We start from the raw sequence: 22087 nt of genomic DNA on the forward strand, positions 1-22087 counted from the left end.
AGGCGTACATCGGCGTCCAAACCAGTCCGCCTGCCCCGGGCCTACCCATCCCGTACGAGACGAGAGGGAGATCCCCAGTATGGACTCCGCCCTGCACGCGTCGGGCCGGTTCGGTCCGCGCACCCTTCTGATCACCACCGCTGCTGTGCCGCTAACCGGCTGGGCGATCCACGCGGTCGCGCTGCACAAGCGGCTCGCCGCCACCCGCCGCGACCCGCTGACCGGTCTCCTGCGTCGCGACGCCTACACCGTCCGCGCCCGCCGCCTCCTGGCCCGCCGCGACGACGTGGCCGTGGTCCTGGTCGACGCCGACCGGTTCAAGGAGACCAACGACCGGCTCGGGCACGCGGCGGGCGACACCGTCCTCGCGTCGATCGCGGCCCGCCTCACGGCCTGGGCGGGCCCGCGCGCCGCAGTCGGCCGGCTCGGAGGCGACGAGTTCGCCGTCTCCCTGGAGCTGCCCGCCGAACGCCAGGAGCAGCGCCTCGCGCAGCTGGTCCGGATGCTGCACACCCCGGTCGTCCTCGACGACAGCCGCACCGTCGACGTCGCCGCCTCGGTCGGCGCCGCCACCCCGACCGCCGTAGGCAGCCGGGACCTGTCGCTCCTTCAGCGGGCCGCCGACGCCGCCCTGTACGACGGCAAGCACTCGGGCCGGGCGGTCCTGGCGACCGCCGCGCACGCCTCCGTGCCGTCCGTCAACGGGCGCCGCGCGGGCCGGCCGGGCACGGCAGTTTGGGGGCGAGCAGCATGAGCACCCACACCGGAACTCTTCCGCCGGCAGGCGACTGGATCCGCGGCATCAGCGTCAGGCAACCGTGGGCCTCCGCCATCGTCGCCGGGGCCAAGACGATCGAGAACCGCCCGCAGCCCTGGTCCTGGCGCGGACTGGTGCTGCTGCACGCGGGCCTGCAGATCGACCGGCCCGCCCTGCGTGTGCCGCTGGTCGCCCGTACGATCCGCGGCCGTGACCTGCCGACCGGCGCGGTGATCGGCGTCGCCCGGCTGACCGGCTGCCACCAGGACCCGGACGGCTCCCCGCCCTGCACCGAGTGGGCGGAGGCCGGCCGGTGGCACCTGGAGCTCGCCGACGTCCAGGAGCTCGCCCTGCCGATTCCCGCACGCGGGCAGCTCGGGCCCTGGAAGCCCACCGAGGAGCTGGTCGCCCAGATCCTCCAGCAGCTGCCCGACCTGCGGCCATGAGCACCCGCCGCCGACCCACACCCGCACCGCCCGAGCCGCCCGCCGCGCCCGTCCCGCTCCTGGACTGGCGCGACGGGGCGCACTTCGCCTGGCCCGAGCGGTGCGTGCTGTGCCGGAAGTCCACTCCGATGAGGTCCCACGCCGGAGAGGCCGTGCACAAGACGTGCGCGGAGCTCTGGAACGCGGAGCACCCCGGCGAGACCCGGTTCGTCTCCGACCCGCCCAAGGGCGGCAGGGGCAAGGACCACGCCTGAAGTTCTCCTCCAGACGGAGACACCCATGAGCAGCACCGAACGCGACGTCGACCACACTCTCGCCTACCCCGAGCCGCCGGCCTCGCCGCTGTGGCACCGCCGCAGCCCGCAGGCCCGGCCGATCACCCCCGAGCAGCAGCGCCGCAACCGTGAGCTCCTGGTGCTCGCGCAGCGCGCCCCCCGACCCCGCTCCCCTCGCACCACCGAGACCCTGGCGGAGGCCAGCTGATGGACACCAAGCACTGCGCCGTCGACGGCTGGGTCGACGCGATCCCTGCCCCCGGCCCGCGCGGCACCGCCACCTTCGACCTGATCGTCCCCACCGACCTCGACACCGTCGAAGACGACATCCACGACACGGTCGTCACCTGCACCAGCGGCGACCCGAGGATCGTCCACGAGCTGCTGAACCGGATCCAGCCCGGCGACCTGCTGCGTGCGACCGGCACCCTGGTCCGCCCGCCGGCGCCCGGCGAGCCCGCCCTGCTCGTCATCGACGCCCTGGAGATCCTCGACACCGCGCTGATCCCGGTCCTGCGGGAGATGGTGCTCGACCGGTACGGCGACTACGTCGTCATCTACGACGCCGACCGCGACCAGGTCCCCGTCTTCACCGCGCTCGGGCAGTGGGTCGGCCTGGCAGACAACGCCGACACCATCACCGCCCTCATCGACCTCCACGAGCGCGCCAACGGTGGCAGCGCCTGATGGGCGCGCGGGCCGACCAGCCCCCCGTGGTCACCGGCATCACCCGATAACGCCACCTGGAGCGCCGCCCCCGGCCCTTCCCGGCCGGGGGCGGCGCTCCACACGTTCCCGCCCCTCACCCCGAGCAGGAGACCCCTTGCATCCGATCCGCCTGATCTCGTTCGGCTACCTCCACCTGCCCACCGGCCCGGACGGCTCCCCCATCCCGCCCACCGCCGACCGGATCGAGGACGTCCGTGACCGGCTCCGCGATCCCGCCGCCGCCCGCGACATCCTCGACCTCGACGGCCTCAACCCCCGCGTCCAGGACATCGTCCTCAACACCCCCGGCGCCCGCGAACTGCTCGCCAACCTCGCCGACTACGCTGACCTCCCCGCTGGCCCCCGCCGTATCGCCATCGGCTGCGCGGGAGGGAAACACAGGGCCGCCGGCCTCACCGAACTCCTCGCCCGCGAGCTCCGCGCCCGCAGCCGCCAGGTCGACGTCGAACACCTCCACGTCCACCTCCCCCGCGTCCTCAAGGCCACCGACACCGGAGCGAGCGCATGACCACCACCGGCCTGCACGACCTCGCGACCAGCCTGGGCGACGACGGCGCCACGCACCCCGTCGAACAGATCTGGACCCCCGACCAGGACCCGGCCGTCCTCGGCTTCACCCCCGTCCTCGGCGGCCTGCACATCACCGGCCTGCCCGCCCCGGACGCCGACCTCGGGGACCACCCCGCGCTCTTCGTCCTCCTCGGACACCGCCGCTGGGCCACCACCATCCACGCCGCCGCCCTCTACATGCAGCGGGTCCACGCCTGGACCCGCTGGTGCCTCTATCCCGGCGACGACCCCGACGACGTCATCCCCCGCATCCCCCGCGCCGTCCACACCCACGCCACCATCCACTGCCACCCCGACGACACCTGGAACCTCGTCTGGGCCCGGCCCGGCGAGCCCGGCGCCGTCCCGGTCACCGCCATGCGACACCCGGCGGCACTGGCGACGGCGGCTTCGACACCCGATCCCGATCGGGACCCCCTGGCCGCGCTCTGGGCCAGCTGAGCGCGGCAGCACCAAGAAGGCCGGCACCTCACGTACACGTGGGGTGCCGGCCTTCTTGCGTTTCCGGGTGGTCGCGCTACGCGCCGACCTTCTCGGCTGCAGAGGAGTTGGAGACACGATCGAGCAGCAGCTCTGCTACGGCCAGCAGATCTTCAGAGGAGAGCCCTGCGACCAGGGCCTCCACGACCTGCTCCGGGGAAGAGCACGGCACGATCAACCGCTGGCCTGTCCCGGCCGCAGCCGAGGGGGTATTAACGCCGTTAACGGTTTCGGCTGAGCCCTCCTGCTCCTCGGCTCCAGCGGCCGGGGTATTAACGGCGTTAACGGTTTGGCCTTCGCTGGCCTCTGATCGAGGAGACCGCTGGCGGGGCGTCTTGGCCGCCGCGATTGCCTTCTTCGCTTCCTCGGCCTGCTTCTCCTTAGGGAGACGGCCGATCCGGCGGGCTGGCTCCACCTTCAGGTTGCCGGACTCGACCTCCTTCTGGAGGTCGTCTGTGAGCTCCAGAAGGGCGAGGCGCTGCGAGACCCAAGGGGGCGTCATGCCGAGCCGCTTGGCGACCTTCCCCTGTGAGCCGTGGAAGCTGACCAGCTCCTGTAGAGCACGTGCCTGGTCCAGCGGAGCGACATCCACGCGGTGGACGTTGGCGATCAGAGCGGTTTCGAGGATGTCCGCGGCTGTTGCCGCGAGGGCGTCGTTGACGTCGATACGAAGTTCTCCGAGACCAGCCTCCGCGGCTGCGGCCAGTCGACGGTTACCGTCGAGGACGACGTACTCCGCCTCCCCGAGGGCCTCCTCCTGTCCAGGGTGAGCCGACAGGAACGCTGCTCGCCGTGCCACCGTGACGGGCTGGATCTGTCCCCGCTCGCGAAGAGACGCCGCCGTCTCTTCGATCTCGGTGAGCTCTTCCCGAGGGTTGAACGGGTTGTGCGCCAGGAGCTTCAGCTCAACCGACGCCGGGGGCCGCTTGCCCTCGCCCTTCATGATCTGATCGCGGGTTCGCACCCGCCGCGGCGCCGGCTTCGCGGTGCCCTCCTCGCCGTCCATGCTGAATCCAGCAGTGACACGACGGCTCGACCCGGTCATACGGCAAGCTCCTTCGCCAGTTCGCGCATCACGTTCGCATGCTCACTATCCGGGGCGTACTCAAGCAGCGGGATCTCGCCGTCTGCTGCCTCCCGGCCTTCCTTCAGGTCCCCGATCACCGCGAGGACGGAAGGGGAGGTGCTCTTCTCCCACTCCAGCTTGTTGTGCCGCACGAGCTTTCCTCGACGACTGTCGTAGGCGTTGACGATCAGCCCAAGGTAATCAACGGAGATACGACCCTTCTTCTGCAGGTCCTCCATCTGGGACCTCAGCAGGCGGAAGGCACGGTGCGAGGCTTTATTGGCCCACACAGGGGTGAGCACGCCCGAGCGGTCGGCGAGCTCGCCGTCGCGTCGGCGAACGTAGTACAGCGCGGTGTCCATGTTCAGGCCAAGGCTCGGCGGCCCGTCGATGATGATGACGTCGTAGTCGTTCTCGATCGGCTCCAGAGCGCGCTCCAGAGCTGCTTCGCTGAAGCTCACCTTCGACAGGACCACGTCGCGCAGGAAGGCATCGTCAGAGGCGGGAAGCAGGTGCAGCCGGTCCCCGAAGACCTCGCCATCGAGGGCGACGAGCAGCTCGCCGATATGGCCCTTGGCCGATCCGTCCATGTGCATCATCAAGGTCTCGACGTCGTCCTCGTACATGAGGTCTTCGAAGCCGAGCTCGGCGGTCATGTGCCCCTGAGGGTCGTAGTCGACGAGCAGCACACGCTTGCCGGACTCGGCGAGCGCCTGGGCGATCCCGGAGGAGAGGAACGTCTTGCCGACGCCGCCCTTCTGATTGGCGACCAGGATCCGGACGACCGGCTGAGCGACTAGAGGTGCGGACGGAGAGGGGTGTCTCTCGAGCCATAGGGTCAGCGCCTGCGCGAGGCCCTGGACGTAGGTGACGCCCCGCTCTGAACAGACCGCCTTGAAGTTGTCGGGCTCGCCGGCCGGGAGGAAAGTCCCCCAGGTTTTCGCGCCCTCGGTCTTCACCTCGGGCAGGTTCTCTTCGCCGTACCAGGCGTTGATGGCATGCTCGGCCGCGTCCTGGATGTCCATTCCATGTTCAAAGGCCCGGATTTTCAAGTGCCTACGCAGCTGGGGAGTGAGGGAGGTAATTAGCTTCTCTCGCTCCCCTCGGGGGCTGGGGATGCTCATGTGGCCGAACATTACTAGGTCGACTGTGTCTTGAAGTAGCCGCCACACGACAAACGACTCCCATGAGTGAGGCGACACTTCGGCGGACTCAGGAACAGACCGTCGACCACGCCTCACCAGCGGGGAGTCCAGGGAGCAGCGAAGCTGGGACCAGAGCTGCGGGGTCAGCTACCCGACGGCGATGCCGAGGTTCTCCGTGCGGTGGGCTACCAGCTCACCTGGTCGCGGGGCGGAGGGCCGGCGGCGACCTCATCGTCCACGCGCTGCAGCTGCTCATCGAGCCGCTGCTGACTGTCGTTGAGGTGCTCCTGGACCTTCTGCAGGCGCTCGCGGCGCCACGTCGCCATGTTGCGGGCGCTCTCGGCCGTGTGCTGCCGGAGCCGTTCGTCGGCCCGTTCGGCCTCTTCGCCCGTGGCGAGGTGGTCGTGCAGGTTCCGCGCGGGCCAGATCACCAGCGGCATCTCGTCAACCACCAGCGTCTCGGTCAGCGCCCAGACTTGATCCCGCGCGCGGATCGCCCGTTCGGCAGCGGCGAGGATCACCTTCAGCACGTCCTCATCAGCCGCCTCGAGGTCCCGGCGGCGGGGAGGGTGCCCCGGATTCTCAGCCAGCGTGTTCAGTGCCTCGTCCAGCCGCTGCAGCAGCGTCTCGTCCATGCCCCCAGCATCCCCTTCCAGGACGCCGCTCTGCCAGGCGACCCTGACACTCCACCCCGAAGAGGAGGCGCTCGAACCGCTTCCCGGACACCGGCCCGCCCCGAGGACGTCATGCCCGTCGACGCGGACACGCCCCGGGAAGGTGTCACGGGCCGGTGAGGATGTTGTGGGTGCCGATGCGGCGCCAGATGACGTGCTGTACGCCCTGGACGAGTTCGGGTCCGTACTGCCAGGTTGCCCGCCCGTTGCCGTCCCAGGTCAGCTCGAAGACGCCGGGTGCGCTGCGGACGCCCTTGACGCGGAGGCCGGCGCGGAAGCGCCCGCGTCCGGTGCGCAGGTCGTCGACGAAGGCGTGGACGGCCTGGCGGAAGCGGCGGCGCTGGGCGGGGGTGAGGCGGTCGAGGTCGGTGGTGAAGCGGGGCAGGGCTTCGTACGTCGGCACGGTCTCCTCCAGGAAGCACGAAGCCCCCGGCCAGGACGGCCGGGGGCAGTGGGTGCCTCACCCGGGGGTGAGGGAATCGGTGACGTGATGCGGGACGGAGCGTCTCCGACCGTGGGGCGGGGGAGCGCTACGTGGTTCTCGGTGGGTGCGACGGAGTCGGTTGTTGTCGCTTGTTGGGGCTCTCGGGGGCGTGGCGCAGCATTCGCACGGCACCCTCATGCGTCTGATTTCATCGGGTCATACGGGAGCCACAGCTTCGGTCTGAACGGGAGCCAGGGGTAGGCCTTTCGTGGCGGTGACGTACTCGACCGTTGCAGGCGTTCTCCGGCGAGATCAGGAGCCACCGATTGAGCGACCTTCAGTCCTGTCGCGCGCCTGCTGTCACGGGTAGCCGAAGGAGTTCTCCGTCGACGCCGCCCGCGCCCGGGACGTCGAGCGCAGACGCGCTCGTCTTTGCCCCGGCCAGCGTGCCGGTTTCTCGGCGTCCAGCTGTCGGTGCGGGGACTTGCGGACCAGGCGCCGGGGCATGAGACCAGCCCCGTGTAGCGGGCCGTCGCTCTTCCCTCACACCCGTGGCAGAATCCCCCCCGCCGCTACACCCCAGGGGAGGACATGCGCGCCCACGCCACTGTCGCAGCCATAACCGTCGGAGCCGCCGCACTGGCCGGTTGCAGCAGCCCTCCCGAGGAACCACCGCCCGCATACACCGTCACCAGCCGAATAGGCTCTGGCAGCTACGTAGACATTGAAGTAGCCGTCGATCGCAAGCACAGGCTGAAAGACGTGTTCGACCAAGTACTTGCCGACAACGTCGGCAGCAGTGGCTACTTCATCAAGATCATGTGTGGTGCTGACGGGCCCAACAACAAGCGCGCTCTCGCATTCGGGAAAATGGCCAGCGATGAGGCGGGCGCGTATCACACCGGCCTACTATCTGCCGGTATGTACCAATTTGACTTGACCAGTGGGGCGAGTTGTCCATAGTTGGCCTGGTCGACGGCAGCCTCGGCACCGATGTCGCCGACGCGACGTGGGCCGGTGGGCCCGGGTTGGCGGCCTCGCAATGAACGGAGCGGCCCGAGAGGCCGCGGTCGCCGTCGGCACCTTGAAGTACTTGATCACCCCGGATGGTCTGACGACCTGAAGCGCTACCCGCCCCTGATGGAGGCGCTGCTCCTCTCGGGATGCACGAACCGGCCCTGTTATCTGCGGCATCGGCCGCTGGAGGGCTTAGCGCACGTTTTGACGTCGCTGTTCCTCAGACCTCATCTCCGCCTGGTCACCGAACGCCAAGCCGACACGAGCGGACCGCTGCCGCCGAACGGACCAACGCCCTGAACCGTGCCGCGGGGCCGCTCCTCACCCAACCGGCCGACCTGGCTCTCGATCTCGCCGGAGAAACGCCGGCTCCCGAACGGCCCGGAGCCGTGGCTCTACTTCACCCCGATGAAATCATGCGTCGCCGTAGCGGTCCCGCATCACCTCCACCCACTGCTCGAACCGGGCTGCCAGGCAGCCGGGGCAGCGGCGCCCGGTGACGCGCTCGGCGGTGGGGAAGTCGGACTGCGCGGAGTACACCAGCCACACGTCCAGGAGCAGCGGCATGCGGCAGAGGGGACAGGGCTCTCCGTACCTGGTGATGTTCATGGGCGGGAGAGTGCACACACCGGCGGCTTACCGTCGCGTGCTGGTGCGGCGGCCCGCCTGGCGGGCGCTGCGGTAAAGATCTGCTGATGCCCTCCCGTCCGGCGGGACCGACCCCGGATCACGCTTCTGCGCAGGTCAGAGCCGAGGTCTCATGGGCCGGTGATCAGCAAAGCGGAGGTCCGCCCGGGGGCCGGGGTGCGCTACCTGTTCCGTGGCGTGATGGTCGGCGACGGCCACCGCGCCGCGGATACACCGCTGCGCGCCGCCCAGGACGAAGCCGGTGTCCCGCCCGGCATCTGGAAGGGCCGGGGGCTTGCCGCCCTCGGCCTGAGGGCCGGGGACGTGGTGAGCGAGCGGCAGGCCGAGCTGCTCCTGGGGGAGGGCCGGCACCCGGACGCCGACCGGATCGAGCGCGAGCTCCTGGCGCAGGGCAAGAGCCCGGCCCGCGCCCGGCGGGCGACCGTGCTGGGCAGGCCCATTGAGCACAACGCCTCGCCGAAGACGGAGAAGGCGAAGGAGCGCACGCCGTGGCTGGCGATGGACCTCGTCTTCCGGGCCCCGTCGACGGCTCACATCGCGTGGGCGCTCACCGACGACGAGACCCGTCTCGTCCTGGAGTCGTGCCAGGACGTCGCCCGGGACAGGACGCTGGAGTGGCTGGAGGAGTCGGTTGCGCAGATCCGCTGGAAGGCCGGTGGCAAGCAGCGGGCTCGGGTCAAGGACGGGTTGGTCGTCGCGGTGTTCCGGCACTACGAGTCCCGTGCTGCCGAGTCGAAGCCGCTGCTCCACGACCACGCGGTCGTGTCGATCCGGGCCCGGCGGCCGGACGGGAAGTGGGGCAACCTCTCCGCCGACTCGATGCTGGCCCACCTCGTCGCGGCCGACACTCTCTACACCCTCCTGTTCATGGAGGAGGTGACGGCTCGGCTCGGGTGGGCGTGGGAGCCGCGCGAGGTGACCCCGGGCCGCCGGCCCGTGATGGAGATCGCGGGGATCGACCGGCGGCTGATCGGCTGGCAGTCGACCCGTCGCCAGCAGATCGAGGACGCGCTGTCCGTTCTCACGGACAAGTACGAAGAACGCCACGGGCACCCGCCGGGGGAGAAGGCCGGCTACGCGCTGGCCTGCCAGGCCGCCGACCAGACCCGCCCGCCGAAACGCACCGAGCTGTTGTCGCTGACCGAGCTGCGGACGCGATGGCGCATTTCCGCGATCCGGGCGTTCGGGGCCTGCACCGTCTACCGGCTCGCCGAGCGGGCCCGGGCGGCGGCCGCGGCGGTGTGGGCGCGAGTGCGGCCGGTGGCCGACGTCGCCCTGGCCGCCGTGGACACCGTCGCCGTGGTCTACGTGCTGCGCGGCGCCTTCGCCCGCCACCACCTCCTCGCCGAAGCACGCCGCCACCTCGCCTACGCCCTGCGCGGCCGACCCCACGAGCCGGGCCTGGACGAACGGATCGTGCAGGCGGCCGTCGACGACTACACCCGCCCCGTCGGGCGCGGCCGGAGGATGACCGCCGACCTGCGCGCCCTGTACCCGAGCGACACAGAGGACCAGGCCGTGCTGCGCCCGCTGACCCGCAACCGCACGGCGGCACCGTACGGACGGGCCCGCCTCGCCGCCGATGCCCTGGCCGCCCGGGTCCGCGCCGCGCGGCGAGCCGAGCGCCTGGGCTTCCGCCCCCGGCCGTACGCCGTCGCGGTGCCCGCTGCCTCGAGGCCGTCGCATCTGCGGCCCTTCCGCGACGGCCGGAAGGACGGCCGCGTCCTGGAGCCGGAGACCGGCGTCGACGTGGTGGAGCGGACCCGCCAGACCCTCGAAGCCGTCGCCGCGAGGGTGGCGGCCACGATCCAGGACAGCCGGCGGGCGCGCGAAGCCGCCCACGGCCCGCGTCCGCAGCCCGCCCCGGCGGCGGTCCCGCCGCCGCACACCCAGCAGCCCGGCACCCAGCACACGCCGGGCCGAACCACAGGAGGAGTCGCGTGAGCACCCCGGACGGACAGCCCAACCCCGACGAAGCCCTCGTCCGCGCCCGTGCCGCCCGCGAGCAGATGGCCGCCGCGCTCGATGAGGACCAGCAGTCCGGCGTCGACAAGCCCCTGGGGTGGCAGCCGATCTGGAGGCGCCCGCGGAAGCCGAAGTCGAAGGAGGCCAAGAAGGAGGAGCTGCGCGAGCAGCGGAAGCGGCTCCAGGAAGCCGCCAAGCGCCGTCTCGCCGCGAGGAACTCGCGCCGGCCCCGGCGCCAGTAGAGCCGGATCGGCAATGAGGCCGCCCACCGAGTGGACTCCACCGAGTGGACTCCACCGAGTGGACTCCACTTCGGTGCGCCGGACGACGATGGACTCCACCGTGGTGCGCACCGAAGTGGTGCGCCCCGCGTCCGGCACCGCACCACTCCGACGACGCCTGGCACCCTCGCACCGCACCGGTGCGCCGCATCCGACGCTCCGCACCGCGCCGGTGCGCTCGCCGCCGACCCCCTTGTCCGGGGGCGGCCGAACGCGCGCGACCCCCTTGTCCGGCTCCGCTACACCCCCTTGTCCGGCTCTGCTACCGCGACGTTTCCCCTTGGCATCGCGGGTTTCGGCTCGCGATCAGGTCGCGGACAAGGGGGTGTGTGATAGAGGAGCCCGCGCGGCCGTGGCGGCCCCGGTGCGGTGCGGTGCGGTGGTGCGGTGCGGTGCGGTGGTGCGGTGCGGTGGAGCGCACCACCGCCATCCTGGAGGTGTGGCTACGCGGTGGTGCGGTACGGCTCCATCGCCTGCTTCATCCCCGCGTCCTCCAGCTGGTGCAGGACGTCGGCGACGTCGCTGTGCTCCTCGGTGAGGATGTTTTCGGTGAAGCGGATGATGGTCTGGGCGATGCCCGGCGAGAATGCCAGGCAGGCGCCGTCGGCGTGGGACAGGACCTCCAAGAGCAGGCGCCCGAGCGCGGCGGCGAGGAAGGAGTGCGCGCACGGCTCCCCGTCGCCGTCGTCCACGGCGGTGACCGGGATGAAGATGCGCGCGGCGACGTCCAGGAGCAGCCGGCGCAGCTCCGGGCCCGTGTCGGTGGCGACCGCACAGGCGGTGTCGATGTCGTCGGCCTGCAACGCCCGAATGTAGGCGAAGGCGTTGGCGACGTCCTCCGGCTCCATCGGGGCGAGCGGCGCGGTGACGGTGTTCTCGGGCATGGGTAGCTCCTCATTTTCGGGCCGCCCCGCTGATCGCGGCGGCCTCAAGGACACCCTCGAACCGCGGGCCTGTGGACAGAGTCCGGCCGCCGGAGGGGGAGAACTCTCCCCTCCGGGTTGATCACGATGCGGTCACGGCGGAGGGGTTCTTCGAGCCCGGCGTCACACGAGAGCCGAATTCCGCACCTGTAGAAGGTGAATGGCGGGATAGGCCCGCCCCACCTCCAGGAGCATCCTGTGGCGAGCACCGAGCCTGAGCAGCCCCTCGACCCGGCCGGACAGACCCCCTCCGTGGACCCCTCCATCACCCCCTCCATGCCGCGCCGCCGGAAGCCGGGAGTTTCCGCAGGTCAGGCCCGGCGGAAAGGGGGTCGTCGCAGCGCCGACATCCCTCATGTAGATGTAGCAAGGCGTCCCACTCACCGGAAGAACTCGACCGCGCCCCGACGCCGGGAGCTCCTGCAGGCGCTGGGGATCTTCCAGCGGGCTACGCCCGACCAGCTGTGGAAGCTGACCCGCCCTGGCAACCAGCACGACAAGCTCACGCGGGACAACATCCTGGACCTGGAGGACCACCACCTGGTGAGGATCGAGACGGTGCGGGGAGACCAGCGGCAGGTGTGGGTGCTGACGAAGCGCGGACACGACGAGGCGAAGCTCCTGCTGGAGCCGAAGGGCATACGGGTCTCGGCGCTGCGGGAGAAGAAGTACCACCCGGTCACCGGGAAGCTGCTCGGTGCCGGCTACGACGACCACGCCGCGGCGGTCACCTCGACGGCCGCCGAACTCCACCGCGCAGGCATCGGCCACCGGCTCGGCTTCGCCACCGAGATCGGGCACCGGCTCGCCGACGGGTACGTGCAGCGGGCGGACCTGGTGGTGCGGGCGCCGCAGGCCGGGGTGCCCGTGCTCCTGGTGGAGGTCGACCGCCGCTCCGAGGACGCGCACGAGCTCGTGACCAAGCTGCGCCGGTACTGGGAGTGGGGACGGATGCTGCCGAAGGACGCGGACAAGCGCACCGTGGACCTGGTCCGCTCCCGGGCGGACGCGATCGAGCGCGTCGGCCACGAGCAGCGGCTGTGGCGTCGCGTCTACCCGCCGACCGGCCGGGAGGGCCTGGTCCCCCTCGCGTTCGTGTTCGCCGACACCACCGAGGAGAAGGTCGACAACACGATCGCCGCCCTGGAGAAGGCCGGCCGACGCTACTGGGCGCCGCGCCGGTACGAATCCCTCTACGAGAAGGCCATCACCGCGCGGGACTACCGCCAGGCGGTCCCCGTCGTCGTCACCACCCTGGAACAGCTCCAGGAGCACGGCGCCGGGGCGGCGGTGTGGCGGCGCCTGGGACGCAGCCGGGAGCAGACGCTGACGGACGCGCTCGACAACCCCGACGGCCACACCCTCTACCGCGCCCAGGAAGCCCGCGCCGACGCGGAGGACAAGCGGCGCCGGGCCGCTGAGCGGGAGGCGCAGCGCCCGGTGTGCACGCGGTGCGGGCGGAAGTTCACCGACGAGCGCTGGGAGGAGATCACCGTGCACCGGACCGCCGTCCGGGCCGGGGACACTTCGGTATGCGGGCCGTGCCGCGCTGACGACGTCTCCCGACAGGAGGCCGCCGCCGAAGCCGCCCGCCTCGAGGCCGCCGCTCCGCCGGAACCACAGGACGGCCCCGAGGCGAAGAGGGGCCGCGGCTGGCTCCGCCGACGACCCTGACGATTCCCTTCGCTGCCAGCCGCACCAGGGCCCGCCCGCACCGCTGTGACCTGCGCGGGTCATTATTTGGGTCACTCACCACGGTGCCTGCTGCAACGGGCCCGCCTTATCGCGCCCACGGCGCCCGGCGCCGCCCCGCCCGCACGCCACCTTGACGACGTACGCATGGGGTCACGCGAGTAGAGGGCCCAGGTGCTGACCCGGCGCCTGGTTCGCGTACGGCTCAGGTTGCGCCACCGGTTGCGCGGTAGGTTGCGCCACCGGTTGCGCCACCAGTTGCACGGTAGGTTGCGTCACCGGTTGCACGCCTCACCGAGTCGGCCCCGCGTCTGCGCAGGCCAGGGGTTGTGGGTCAGTCGATCTGGCCGCCGACACTTCCCCTGTAGAGGCAGGGGAGGTGTCCTCCTTCTCTCTCACGGCGCGGGGCGGGCTGCGGGCGTCCGGCCCAGCGGGCGGAACAGGCACCGAAGTCCCCGTGCCACCGCGCGGGACGGGCGGGCCCACCCGGCGCTCACCGGCCCGAGGAGGCCCTACACAGGGCCGTATGAGACGTAGCCGAGAAGAGACCGCACCCCAGGATCTGCAGGGCGACCTGTGGCACGCCCTGGCCCAGCTCCACCACACCCACCCCGACCCCGTGGGCCGCGTCGGGCCCCTCGCCCGCCCGGCCGGGCTGCTGTCCTTCGCCGCGGCCGACGACACCGTCCTCGCGGCCCGTGTGCAGCTGTCCGGCGCGGAGTCGATGCGCGAGGTGAACGAGACGCTCAGTGCGGTCACCGGGGGCATGCGCGCCCATTTCACCGGTCCCGGCGTGGCGCTGGAGGTCACGCTCGGCAGACGGCAGGAGCTCCCGCTCCACGAGGCGCACGCGGTGGGCCTCACCCGGCTCTTCCGCCATGCCGCCGGCACCATCGGCGCCCGCAGCACGCCGGGAGGCGGCCTGTGCTTCCACTGCGGCGGGACCGGACGCGCCCGACCCCTGTGGGAGCCGGCGGCCGGGCAGGCGTGAGCGGCACGCGAGAAGAACGCCCGCGTCCCGGGCCGCCTTTCCGGGCGGTGCGGGACGCGGGCGGGCGTACGGACCTCGGAGGCTTACGCCGGTACGGGCGCCGGCTGCGGGCGCAGCGACGCGAGCGGAGAGCGCCGGCCCTTCTCCACCGTGCGCAGCTGCTCCCAGTCGACCTCGGGGTGGGCGGGGACGATCGCGTCGACGGAGGCCGTGGTGTAGAGCGCGACGTCGACGGCCCCGGCCCGGCTGGTGCCGAAGCGGACCTCGATCGACTGCGGGGAGCGGACCCAGCTGAGCCGGACCATGTGGTTGAAGTCGGCACGTCGCACCCCGAGCCGGGCAGCGGCCTGCTCGGGCCCGAGCGGGGTGTCGGCGGCGACCAGGGCGGCCAGGTCCTCGCGCCGGCAGACCTCCTCGACCTGGCCGGGGTGGTGCAGCGTCCCGTCAGGGTTCGCGCTCAGGTCGACCAGGAGGCCGCGGTCGACGAACCGGCGCACCACGAACGCCGTCACGTTCGCCGGCTCGCCGTGAATGGTCCGGTTCGGGGTGCCGAGGGCGGCGGCGATCCGGTCGGCCGCCGCGCCGCCGGAGATCGGCGGAGAGGGCATCGCGGCCCAGATGGCGTCGGCGTCCAGAGCCTCCACAGCGGCCCGGGACCACTGGGAGGACGACACGTCCGGGGCCGGGACCAGACCGGTGTGCCGGGCCCACCGGAAGGCGGCTACGGGCACCTTCAGGCGCCTGGCGGCCTGGCCCTCGTCGTACTCGGTTCGTCGCATGAGATCACCTCTCGCTCGGTCGCCGGAAGCGGCGGAACAGAACATGACAGAACGCATGAAAACATGTCAAGACACTTTGAAAACAGGCAAGTTGGGCGCTCTCCGCTAGGACTGCGCCCGCGTACGCGAGGGCAGATCCACTCTTTCGGCGGTCCGGATGCTGTCCTTCGCGGCCCGAGGCCCACCAAGGGGTGGAGGCGGAAAAGTCCCGCCACCGGATGGAGGTACCGCTGTGATCGTTCGCTTTGTGGGTGGCCCGCTCGCGGGTCGCGTGCTGCAGACCACCGACGCCCCGTGGAAGGGCGACTGGCTCACCGCCGGCGAGGCCGACTGGGCCCTGTACGTTCCCGGTCACCGGGACCCGGTGACCGGCATCGTCCTGGCGGAGGTCCAGGTGACCATCCCGCGCCGCCGCTAGCCGGCCCTCGGGCCGCTGCTGCAACACCCGGCCGTGTTGCACGTCTGACCTGCGGTGAAAGCGCCAAGCGCCCTACCGCAGGCCGCTGTTGCAGCACCGCGTTGCAGCGCCGGGCGCACGAGACCCCGGGCCCTGCGCGGGCCCGGGGTCTCGTCAGAGCGGGGAATCCCTAGTCGTCGCGCTCAGGCCCGGTCCGTCGTGCACGGGCCGGGCACCAGTGTGGGCCCGGCGGTCTCCTCGATGGTGCTGGCGCCGCTGAGGTCCTCGCACACCCGCAGGTCCAGTTCGACGGCGGCCGCGTCGATACGCGTCCACTGCTCGTCGGTGAGGTCGGGCAGGAGCGGGCGCAGGTGGTCCAGGGCGAACGCGACGATGCCCGGCGTCACGCTGTGCAGGAGGTTGGCGAGAGCGGCGCTGTGCGCGTCGGGATGGAGCTCGCCCCCGCCCGACAGGGCGTACGCCAGCCTGTACGCGGAGTCCGCCTGCTCGGTGAGGGTGGTGTTCGCGGCGCCGCGCACGCCCGTGAGCCAGTCGGTGGTGAACAGCAACTGCTCGATCGCGGCACCCGGCACCATGGCCCCGGCCGCAGTGGTGACGTTCTCCATGCCCGCTCAACTCCCCGACCGGCGAAGCGGACACGGCTCCGCTCCGGCCACCGCACGGTGCGAGCTACTCACCTGCCGCGTCGGCCGTGCCCCTCAGGGCGAGGACCTCCGAGACCGGGCAGCCCCAGGCCGCGCCCGGCCCGGCGGGGCCGTAGAGCGTGAGCCCGCACGCCTGGAAGAACGCCTGCCGACCAGCCTCCTCGTCGCCGTCCTGCGGCACCAGGGCCAGGAACGTGTCACCGGCCTCCTGAGCCCGGCGGGCGACCTCGGCGAGAAGCGCCCGGCCGACCCCGCCGCGACGATCGGTAGGAGCGACGGCCACCGTGTAGATGAACGTCTGCTCACCCGGGTGCGCCTCGCGGCCTTCGGCGTGCCCGAAGTCCAGGTGGAGCTCGAACTCGGCGACCCCGACGAGACGCCCCTGGAGCTCGGCCACGACGACGTCCAGGCCCCCGGGGTCGTAGGACCCGACGACTTCCAGATCGGTCACGTACAGCAGGTCCTCCACCACCGGGTAGTCGGCTGGGGCGATGTCACGGATGAGCGGCATGCCCCGAGTGTTCCAGGACCGCGGCGCGCAGGCACCGCCCACGGCCACCAGGGCTCTGCCGGGCCGGGTGATCTCTTCCCGGTTCCGCGCCGGCCGCGCCGGTTTCGCCTCTACGATCCGCCGTGTGAAGACCCCTAACCCTCGGTCAGAGCGCGGTGGTTCACCAGGGAGCCGCAGCGACTCGTGTGTCATCTGCCGACTGCCGATCGGCAGCGCTCCACGGAAGTTGAGCAAGTCGGGCAAGCCCTGCCACGCTTCGTGTCTGGAACAGGCCACGACGGCGGGTCAGCGCTCGGCGGCACCGCCCACCCCCGTCGGCCGGCAGCCGCGGCAGGGCCGCAAGCCCCGGGAGGCCCGCAAGCCGAGGGAGCCGAGGCAGCCGCAGGAGGGCCGCAAACCCCGGGAGCCCCGGCAGGCCCGGGAACCGCGACAGGCCCCGCAGAAGCCTCCACGGCAGGCCCCGCGGCAGGATGGGCCCGGCACGCCCGCCCGCTTCGCGGGAACCTGCCCCATGTGCGAGACGCGGTACCCGGCGAAGACGCTGGTGACGAAGGTCTTCGCCGGGTGGGCCCACAGCGACTGCGTCTTCCCTCCCGAGACCCGCTCGGCCCCTGGGGCTGCTGGCGAGTTCGAGCGCAACCGGCAGGCTGTGCTGTCGGGGGAGACGTTCCGCAGCCAGGCACCTTCTACCTGGCGCCTTGGTTCCTCTCCGTCCTCGGGTAGAGGCCAGCGCTGAGCCGCCAGTAGCGACCCACCGGCGCCGTGACGCGCGCGACCCCGGGCCCTGCACAGGCCCGGGGTCGCGTGGGGTGGGGGAGCGGTCAGAAGTCGTCCCCGTAGCCCTCCCGCTCGGAGGGCGGCCCGTACCGCTCGATGGACCAGCAGGTGCAGTTCCCGCCCTCGTACAGCTCCCCGTCGCACTCCTCGTGATGCTCCCGCAGCCGCCGCTTCGTCAGGGCCGCCGACGGCGCGGGCCGCGGGGCCGGCGGCTCCGGGGCGGCCTCGACGACCGGCACCACGCCCGCCCACTCCATCCCCAGCGCGGCGAGGGCGGCGCGCTGCTCCGTGGTGAGCCTGTCCCGCCGGCTCTTGGTGTTCGACAGCCACACACCCAGCTTCACCGGCACCGGCTCCGCCTCGCCGTCGACCTCGATCTCCACGACCGCGCCGCGCGGGACGGCCCGCTGCCCCTCCTTCTCCACCCACTGGGCCAGAGCTGTCAGCCCCCGCTGGAACGCCGCCTCCGCCTTGCTCCCCGGCTTCTTCGGCCCCTTGAGCGCGGCGGCCAGCGCCGGACGGAGCTCCGCCCGGCTGGCGGCCGCCACGGGAAGGGCGGCGCCCCGCACGCCCAGCTTGGTCAGCCGCTCGCGCTGCTCGGGCATCAGCTGCGCCCAGGTGCCCGGTTCCTGCTGCCGCCACCTCCAGGTGCCGATGTCGTCACCGTCGAAGACGACGCCGGGCGCGATGTGGGGCAGCACTCCGTCGGCGTCGACGAGGTCGGCAAGGACCCGGTAGTGGCGCTGCCAGTTCAGCGGCCACGGGCAGTTCCAGTCCGGATCGATCTCCGCCAGCTGCTCCGCGCGCTCCGCCGCCCGCTTCGGATCCTTGCCCAGGCCGCCCTTCCGGCGGAGGTTGGCCATGTGCTGCCCGATGGGCACCATCTCCTCGCCCTCGCCCCACACCGCGTCCTGCCGCGGCGCGAGGTGCCCGGTGGCCCGCCGGTAGGCCCGGAGCGCGGCGAGCTTGTTCTCCCACGCCTCCTCGCCCGGCTCCCAGACCATCCCGGCCTCCGGGGCGTCCAGGAGGACCTTGCGCCGGTCCTCCAGCTCCCCGGCCCGCTGCGCCTTCCTCTGCTGGTGCACCCATCGGCCAAGCGGAAACGCCTTCGTCGCCCCGACCTCGACCTCGACGTCGTACGGGACGGCGTGGACGCCGGTGATCCCGTTCTCCTTCCGCCACCGGATCAGGGCCTGGTAGCCCTCCAGCCACACCAGCGATTCCGGCCGGTACACCCGGGTCCGCAGGAACGCCGCGATCGTCGCCGCGTCGCGCGGGCTGGAGAAGTGCAGCAGGGCCGACTCGGCAGCGGCGTCGGTGTCGTCCTGCTCCTGGTCCTCGCCGCCGCCCGCGCCGCCGGCCCCGACGATCCGCCCGTCCTCGTCGCGCCGGACGTGGACCTTGCGCTTGCCGCTGGTGAGCGCCCGGGAGGCGAGCTGCTCGACTAGGCGCTCGTCGTGGCTGCGCAGGCCCTGGAGCACGGCGACGAGCGGCTTGAAGCTGGCGGAGGCGACCATGTCCTCCGGGTCCTCGCCGGGCTCCAGGAACACCGGCACGATGATGCGGGCCACCTTGGTGCTGCCGTCGCGGTTGAGGCGGAGGGCCCGGCCGATGTTCTGGACGATCTCGACCTGGGAGCCGCGGGTGTCGGCGAAGCAGATCGAGTCGACTCCCCGCTCGCCGGTGATGTCCACGCCCTCTCCGAGGACGCGCACGCTGGCGAGGAAGGCGCGGTGGACCCGGCGGTTGTTCGCGTCGATGCCGTTGGCGAACTGGCGCAGGACCTCACGCCGCTCGGAGACGAGGTGGTCGCCGCACAGCCACGCCGACCAGACGCGGTCCGGCGGGACGTGGCGGCCGGCCTCCAGCTCGTAGAACTCGGCCTCGATCGACGACGCGGGCAGCTTCTCCGCGGCGGCCAGGTCCTCGTCGGAGGCGTCGTTCATGTACAGCTCGGCCGCGGTCTCCGGCAGCTTCTCCGCGAACGCCGCAGCCTCCTCCACCTTCTGGTGGAACGTCATCACGGTGCGCAGGTTCCACGCGGCGGCGTGCTCCAGGAGCGCGGTCTGCAGCAGTGCCAGGCGCCGGCCGCGCCGCGCCTCCTCCGACTCCCCGAGGACGGGGGAGGGGTCGCGGATCTCCAGGACGTCGATCTCGAACCCGGCGAGGATCTCCCGCTCGATCGCCTCCGACAGCCCGAGCTCCGCGAGCCACGCGCCGTAGGTCCCGTCCGGGTCATCCGACATCGTCGCGAGCGCCACCTCCTGGCCGTCCGCGCCCTTCTGCGGCCGGGGCGCGGCGAGGATGCGCGGGGTCGCGGTGAGGTAGAGCCGGAAGTCCGCCGGGATCCGGGCGTTGTCGTGGATCGCCGCCCACGGCCGCCCGAGGTCGCCGGCGGTGCCGTGGGCCTCGTCCACGATCGCGAGGTTGAAGCCGTCCATGCGTTGGCCGTAGAGCCGCTCCCCGCCCGTCAGAGCGGCCTCCAGCGGCCCGCGCACCTTCCGCTGGCCCTCGGGAGCGTCGATGTCCTCGCGGTCCACCAGGGAGGCGTACGTGGCGAACACGACCACGGGCCCGTGCCCGGCCCACAGGGCGAGCTGGATGGCGTTGGTGGTGGTGCGTACGCCCAGCGAGTTCAGCACCGGGTCGTTCTCCAGCGAGCACACCGCGACCATCGGGGCCCGGTGGCCCACCGCCCGCCACGCCTGGGCAGTCTGGACGAGCAGGTCCAGGGTCGGGACCGTGACGAGGATCCGCCCCTCCGCGAACGACTCCAGCGCGCACGCGGCGGCCATGATCGTCTTGCCCGAGCCCGTAGCGGACACGATCGTGCCCCGCGCCCCCTGCGGGGGCACGGATGATCTTGCAGGGAATCCCACCCACTTGCGAAACGCGGTGCGCTGGTCTACCTGGTGTTCCTTGAGTGGAATCGCTGACATTTCCTCGCCTCCCCTGAGCCTGAATTCCTGTGGTTTTTCAGATGGCCGCGTGCGGCGTGCAGGCCGCACCGGCGTCGTTCCAGATCGATGCGTCCGCCTTGTGCCAGCCGCCGGGCTTCCCGCTGTTGAAGGGCGGCTTGTCGTCCGGGTCGTAGTGCCCGGCGTCGAGCGTGCAGACCACGACGTCCCCGTCCGCGTTCACCGTCCGCGCCGTGCACAGGCCGCCGGCCTCGCCCAGCGCCTCCAGGACCCGGCGCCGCGCCGTGGTGTGCGGGTGAGTGGCCGGCAGCACGGCCTCCCGCACGAACCTCTCCAGGCGCACCAGGTCGGCCCGCTCGCGCTGCCTCACGTCCGCGATATGTACGGCCAGTTCAGCGGCACCGGCGGACCGCCCGCCGCGCCGGGACCATCCCCGGTCCGCGACGTCGACCAGGGCCTCGCTCACGGTCCTGACGCCCTCGTCCCAGCCGTCCTCGAACAGGACGCCCCGGGAGGCCGGCGCCATCCCGTCCAGCTCCACCACCTCGCACTGCGCCCCGGCGACCGCTCCGGCCTCCAGCGCGGCCACCAGGTCGTCCGCCTCGCTCGCGGGCACGCCCTGGGCCTGAAGGAGCGCGAACAGCCGCAGCCGGGCGTTGACGCCCGCCGTCTGGTACTGCGTCACCCGGTGCACCGGGTCGCTGCTGAGCTGTCCGTGTGCGGCCGGGGTCTCGAATGCTCCGCTCACCGGGCGTCCCTCTCCCGCAGTTCCAGCTGGTGGTGCGTGAGGTGTTCCAGGAGGAGCCGGGACAGGGCCCGGGCGGGGTCGCTGGTGTGGAGGGAGTCGTCGTCCTTCTCGGTGCCGAAGGGGAATCCCCAGCCGGGGAAGACGATGGCGCGGGTGAAGAAATCGCACAGGAGCCCGTACATCTCCGAGTGCGGGACCCCGGTGGGCTCCTGGAGCTCCGCCTGGGCCGCTTCCATCACCCAGTCGACGACCCGCCGGCGGGCGAGTTCCCGCTTGCGCTCCTCGGTCAGCGGGCTCTCCTCGGACACTTCCACCACGCGGTACAGGCCCCGGTCCCCGTACACCGTGCCCGGCCCCTCCAGCACGGCCCGGGCCTGGGCCATGGCCTCCTCGACCGTGTGCCCGTAGGCGTAGTGGGTCAGCACCTCCGCCCCCGGGTGGTCGGGGTCCGTGCACTGGGCCACGATCCGGTAGCGGGTGGGCTCCGCGCTCTCCAGCGGGCCCTCGTCCTCGCCGTGAGCCGCGGGCGCGGTGTCCGGCTCGGCGGCGGTCTGCTGCTCCTGGCGGGCGTCGGTGCTCTCCAGCTCGGCCTGCCACTGCTCGAAGCCCGCGGCCTCCTCCTCGTCCAGCTGGTAGTCGAGGTCGTACTTGTCCTCGCTCAGCACGGCGGCGCTCGCAGCGGTCGACTCGGTGATCTCGGCCCACTCCCAGCGCTCCTCCGAGGCCCGCAGCAGCCGGGGCCGGCCACGCCACAGGTGGAGCATCATCTCCACGATCACAGAGGGATCCGCGAGCACCGGCACGGGCAGCCGTCCCGACTCCGGCCCCGACTCGCCGACCACCGTGTACGACCAGCCGCCCGAAGGCCCGCTCCGCGAGGACCAGGACAAGGTGACACCCGGCTGCCCCTGAAGCCGGTCCTCAAGGAAGTGGACCGGCTTCACCCAGGACCAGGACGCCAGGCAGGCTTCGTCATTGTCCGGACCACGCTGCACGGAGAAGGACCCTCCGGAAAACTCGCTCCCACGAAATTCCTTTTCGACCGCTTCCGGGTAACGCTTCCAGTGTCGGAAAGTGTGCACGGACCATAACCTCTCTCCCTAACCCCCGCCCTGAACGGTCTGGGGGTGTCCTGTGTTTCCGCCAACGGTACATGCTGCATCTACCGGATGCACGCGATACACTGGAACCCACACGAACGAGCGACCC

26 protein-coding genes are annotated in these 22087 nt (G+C 71.8%); 13 read left to right on the plus strand and 13 right to left on the minus strand.

The window, feature by feature from the left end; all coding sequences use genetic code 11:
* Positions 1 to 79 precede the first annotated feature (79 nt).
* The 7 genes from ACIGHB_RS33305 to ACIGHB_RS33335 all read left to right on the plus strand — a co-directional run bounded on the left by ACIGHB_RS33305 (position 80) and on the right by ACIGHB_RS33335 (position 3218).
* Positions 80 to 754 carry a GGDEF domain-containing protein gene (locus ACIGHB_RS33305; protein WP_399918473.1) on the plus strand — a complete coding sequence of 225 codons (675 nt, stop codon included), beginning with the start codon at positions 80 to 82 and terminating at the stop codon, positions 752 to 754.
* Positions 751 to 1203 (plus strand): hypothetical protein, encoded by a 453-nt coding sequence (locus tag ACIGHB_RS33310; RefSeq protein WP_399918475.1) that lies wholly within the window; start codon positions 751 to 753, stop codon positions 1201 to 1203. The genes ACIGHB_RS33305 and ACIGHB_RS33310 overlap by 4 nt, the downstream gene beginning before the upstream one ends.
* Entirely contained in the window at positions 1200 to 1457 is a 258-nt protein-coding gene (locus ACIGHB_RS33315; RefSeq protein WP_399918477.1) for a hypothetical protein, read from the plus strand. Before ACIGHB_RS33310 ends, ACIGHB_RS33315 begins: the two co-directional genes overlap by 4 nt.
* A gap of 25 nt (positions 1458 to 1482) precedes the next feature.
* Positions 1483 to 1686 (plus strand): hypothetical protein, encoded by a 204-nt coding sequence (locus tag ACIGHB_RS33320; RefSeq protein ID WP_399918478.1) that lies wholly within the window; start codon positions 1483 to 1485, stop codon positions 1684 to 1686.
* Entirely contained in the window at positions 1686 to 2165 is a 480-nt protein-coding gene (locus tag ACIGHB_RS33325) for a hypothetical protein (protein ID WP_399918480.1), read from the plus strand. Before ACIGHB_RS33320 ends, ACIGHB_RS33325 begins: the two co-directional genes overlap by 1 nt.
* Positions 2166 to 2301: 136 nt before the next feature.
* Positions 2302 to 2715 carry a hypothetical protein gene (locus ACIGHB_RS33330; RefSeq protein ID WP_399918482.1) on the plus strand — a complete coding sequence of 138 codons (414 nt, stop codon included), beginning with the start codon at positions 2302 to 2304 and terminating at the stop codon, positions 2713 to 2715.
* The gene (locus tag ACIGHB_RS33335; protein WP_399918484.1) at positions 2712 to 3218 is read left to right on the plus strand and encodes a hypothetical protein; all 507 of its coding nucleotides are present in this window, start codon (positions 2712 to 2714) and stop codon (positions 3216 to 3218) included. Before ACIGHB_RS33330 ends, ACIGHB_RS33335 begins: the two co-directional genes overlap by 4 nt.
* Before the next feature lie 76 nt (positions 3219 to 3294).
* On the opposite strand, the gene ACIGHB_RS33340 is transcribed toward ACIGHB_RS33335, so the two are convergent.
* The 4 genes from ACIGHB_RS33340 to ACIGHB_RS33355 form a co-directional block, all read right to left on the minus strand.
* A complete protein-coding gene (locus tag ACIGHB_RS33340) occupies positions 3295 to 4302 on the minus strand; it encodes a ParB/RepB/Spo0J family partition protein (protein WP_399918486.1) in 1008 nt (335 codons plus the stop codon).
* Complete coding sequence (locus tag ACIGHB_RS33345) at positions 4299 to 5348, minus strand: ParA family protein (protein WP_399918488.1); 1050 nt, start codon at positions 5346 to 5348, stop codon at positions 4299 to 4301. The genes ACIGHB_RS33340 and ACIGHB_RS33345 overlap by 4 nt, the downstream gene beginning before the upstream one ends.
* 305 nt (positions 5349 to 5653) lie before the next feature.
* Positions 5654 to 6103, minus strand: a complete 450-nt coding sequence (locus tag ACIGHB_RS33350) for a hypothetical protein (RefSeq protein WP_399918490.1) — start codon at positions 6101 to 6103, stop codon at positions 5654 to 5656.
* Between the two features lie 145 nt (positions 6104 to 6248).
* Positions 6249 to 6545, minus strand: a complete 297-nt coding sequence (locus ACIGHB_RS33355; RefSeq protein ID WP_399918492.1) for a hypothetical protein — start codon at positions 6543 to 6545, stop codon at positions 6249 to 6251.
* A 612-nt stretch (positions 6546 to 7157) separates the two neighbouring features.
* Here ACIGHB_RS33355 and ACIGHB_RS33360 point away from each other — a divergent pair.
* A complete protein-coding gene (locus tag ACIGHB_RS33360; protein WP_399918494.1) occupies positions 7158 to 7529 on the plus strand; it encodes a hypothetical protein in 372 nt (123 codons plus the stop codon).
* A 468-nt stretch (positions 7530 to 7997) separates the two neighbouring features.
* Here ACIGHB_RS33360 and ACIGHB_RS33365 read toward each other — a convergent pair whose 3' ends face one another.
* Positions 7998 to 8192, minus strand: coding sequence for a hypothetical protein (locus ACIGHB_RS33365; RefSeq protein ID WP_399918496.1), 195 nt, complete (start codon positions 8190 to 8192; stop codon positions 7998 to 8000).
* Between the two features lie 219 nt (positions 8193 to 8411).
* Here ACIGHB_RS33365 and mobF point away from each other — a divergent pair, with 219 nt between their 5' ends.
* Both mobF and ACIGHB_RS33375 read left to right on the plus strand, forming a co-directional pair.
* Complete coding sequence (mobF, locus tag ACIGHB_RS33370; RefSeq protein ID WP_399918527.1) at positions 8412 to 10175, plus strand: MobF family relaxase; 1764 nt, start codon at positions 8412 to 8414, stop codon at positions 10173 to 10175.
* Entirely contained in the window at positions 10172 to 10438 is a 267-nt protein-coding gene (locus ACIGHB_RS33375; RefSeq protein WP_399918498.1) for a hypothetical protein, read from the plus strand. Before mobF ends, ACIGHB_RS33375 begins: the two co-directional genes overlap by 4 nt.
* Positions 10439 to 10920: 482 nt before the next feature.
* Here ACIGHB_RS33375 and ACIGHB_RS33380 read toward each other — a convergent pair whose 3' ends face one another.
* A complete protein-coding gene (locus ACIGHB_RS33380; protein ID WP_399918500.1) occupies positions 10921 to 11361 on the minus strand; it encodes a hypothetical protein in 441 nt (146 codons plus the stop codon).
* Between the two features lie 237 nt (positions 11362 to 11598).
* Between ACIGHB_RS33380 and ACIGHB_RS33385 the strand changes: the two genes are divergently transcribed.
* Positions 11599 to 13074, plus strand: a complete 1476-nt coding sequence (locus ACIGHB_RS33385) for a replication-relaxation family protein (protein ID WP_399918502.1) — start codon at positions 11599 to 11601, stop codon at positions 13072 to 13074.
* 171 nt (positions 13075 to 13245) lie between these two features.
* Here the strand turns inward: ACIGHB_RS33385 and ACIGHB_RS33390 are convergent, their stop codons facing one another.
* Positions 13246 to 13380 (minus strand): PT domain-containing protein, encoded by a 135-nt coding sequence (locus ACIGHB_RS33390; protein WP_399918504.1) that lies wholly within the window; start codon positions 13378 to 13380, stop codon positions 13246 to 13248.
* Between the two features lie 238 nt (positions 13381 to 13618).
* Here ACIGHB_RS33390 and ACIGHB_RS33395 point away from each other — a divergent pair, with 238 nt between their 5' ends.
* The gene (locus tag ACIGHB_RS33395; protein WP_399918506.1) at positions 13619 to 14083 is read left to right on the plus strand and encodes a hypothetical protein; all 465 of its coding nucleotides are present in this window, start codon (positions 13619 to 13621) and stop codon (positions 14081 to 14083) included.
* Positions 14084 to 14166: 83 nt separating this feature from the next.
* Here the strand turns inward: ACIGHB_RS33395 and ACIGHB_RS33400 are convergent, their stop codons facing one another.
* The gene (locus tag ACIGHB_RS33400) at positions 14167 to 14862 is read right to left on the minus strand and encodes a hypothetical protein (protein ID WP_399918508.1); all 696 of its coding nucleotides are present in this window, start codon (positions 14860 to 14862) and stop codon (positions 14167 to 14169) included.
* A 232-nt stretch (positions 14863 to 15094) separates the two neighbouring features.
* On the opposite strand from ACIGHB_RS33400, the gene ACIGHB_RS33405 reads away from it, so the two are divergent.
* Positions 15095 to 15280 carry a hypothetical protein gene (locus ACIGHB_RS33405; RefSeq protein WP_399918509.1) on the plus strand — a complete coding sequence of 62 codons (186 nt, stop codon included), beginning with the start codon at positions 15095 to 15097 and terminating at the stop codon, positions 15278 to 15280.
* 182 nt (positions 15281 to 15462) lie between these two features.
* Here ACIGHB_RS33405 and ACIGHB_RS33410 read toward each other — a convergent pair whose 3' ends face one another.
* The 5 genes from ACIGHB_RS33410 to ACIGHB_RS33430 all read right to left on the minus strand — a co-directional run bounded on the left by ACIGHB_RS33410 (position 15463) and on the right by ACIGHB_RS33430 (position 21873).
* The gene (locus tag ACIGHB_RS33410) at positions 15463 to 15885 is read right to left on the minus strand and encodes a hypothetical protein (protein WP_399918511.1); all 423 of its coding nucleotides are present in this window, start codon (positions 15883 to 15885) and stop codon (positions 15463 to 15465) included.
* A 64-nt stretch (positions 15886 to 15949) separates the two neighbouring features.
* Positions 15950 to 16435: a GNAT family N-acetyltransferase gene (locus ACIGHB_RS33415; protein ID WP_399918513.1), complete on the minus strand. Its 486-nt coding sequence runs from the start codon at positions 16433 to 16435 to the stop codon at positions 15950 to 15952.
* Positions 16436 to 17256: 821 nt separating this feature from the next.
* Positions 17257 to 20151, minus strand: coding sequence for a Helicase associated domain protein (locus tag ACIGHB_RS33420; protein ID WP_399918515.1), 2895 nt, complete (start codon positions 20149 to 20151; stop codon positions 17257 to 17259).
* Positions 20152 to 20188: 37 nt separating this feature from the next.
* Complete coding sequence (locus tag ACIGHB_RS33425; protein ID WP_399918517.1) at positions 20189 to 20878, minus strand: hypothetical protein; 690 nt, start codon at positions 20876 to 20878, stop codon at positions 20189 to 20191.
* Entirely contained in the window at positions 20875 to 21873 is a 999-nt protein-coding gene (locus ACIGHB_RS33430; RefSeq protein WP_399918519.1) for a hypothetical protein, read from the minus strand. Before ACIGHB_RS33430 ends, ACIGHB_RS33425 begins: the two co-directional genes overlap by 4 nt.
* Between the last annotated feature and the right edge of the window lie 214 nt (positions 21874 to 22087).

The organism is Streptomyces sp. NPDC085460, from assembly GCF_044541975.1.
GTDB lineage: Bacteria > Actinomycetota > Actinomycetes > Streptomycetales > Streptomycetaceae > Streptomyces.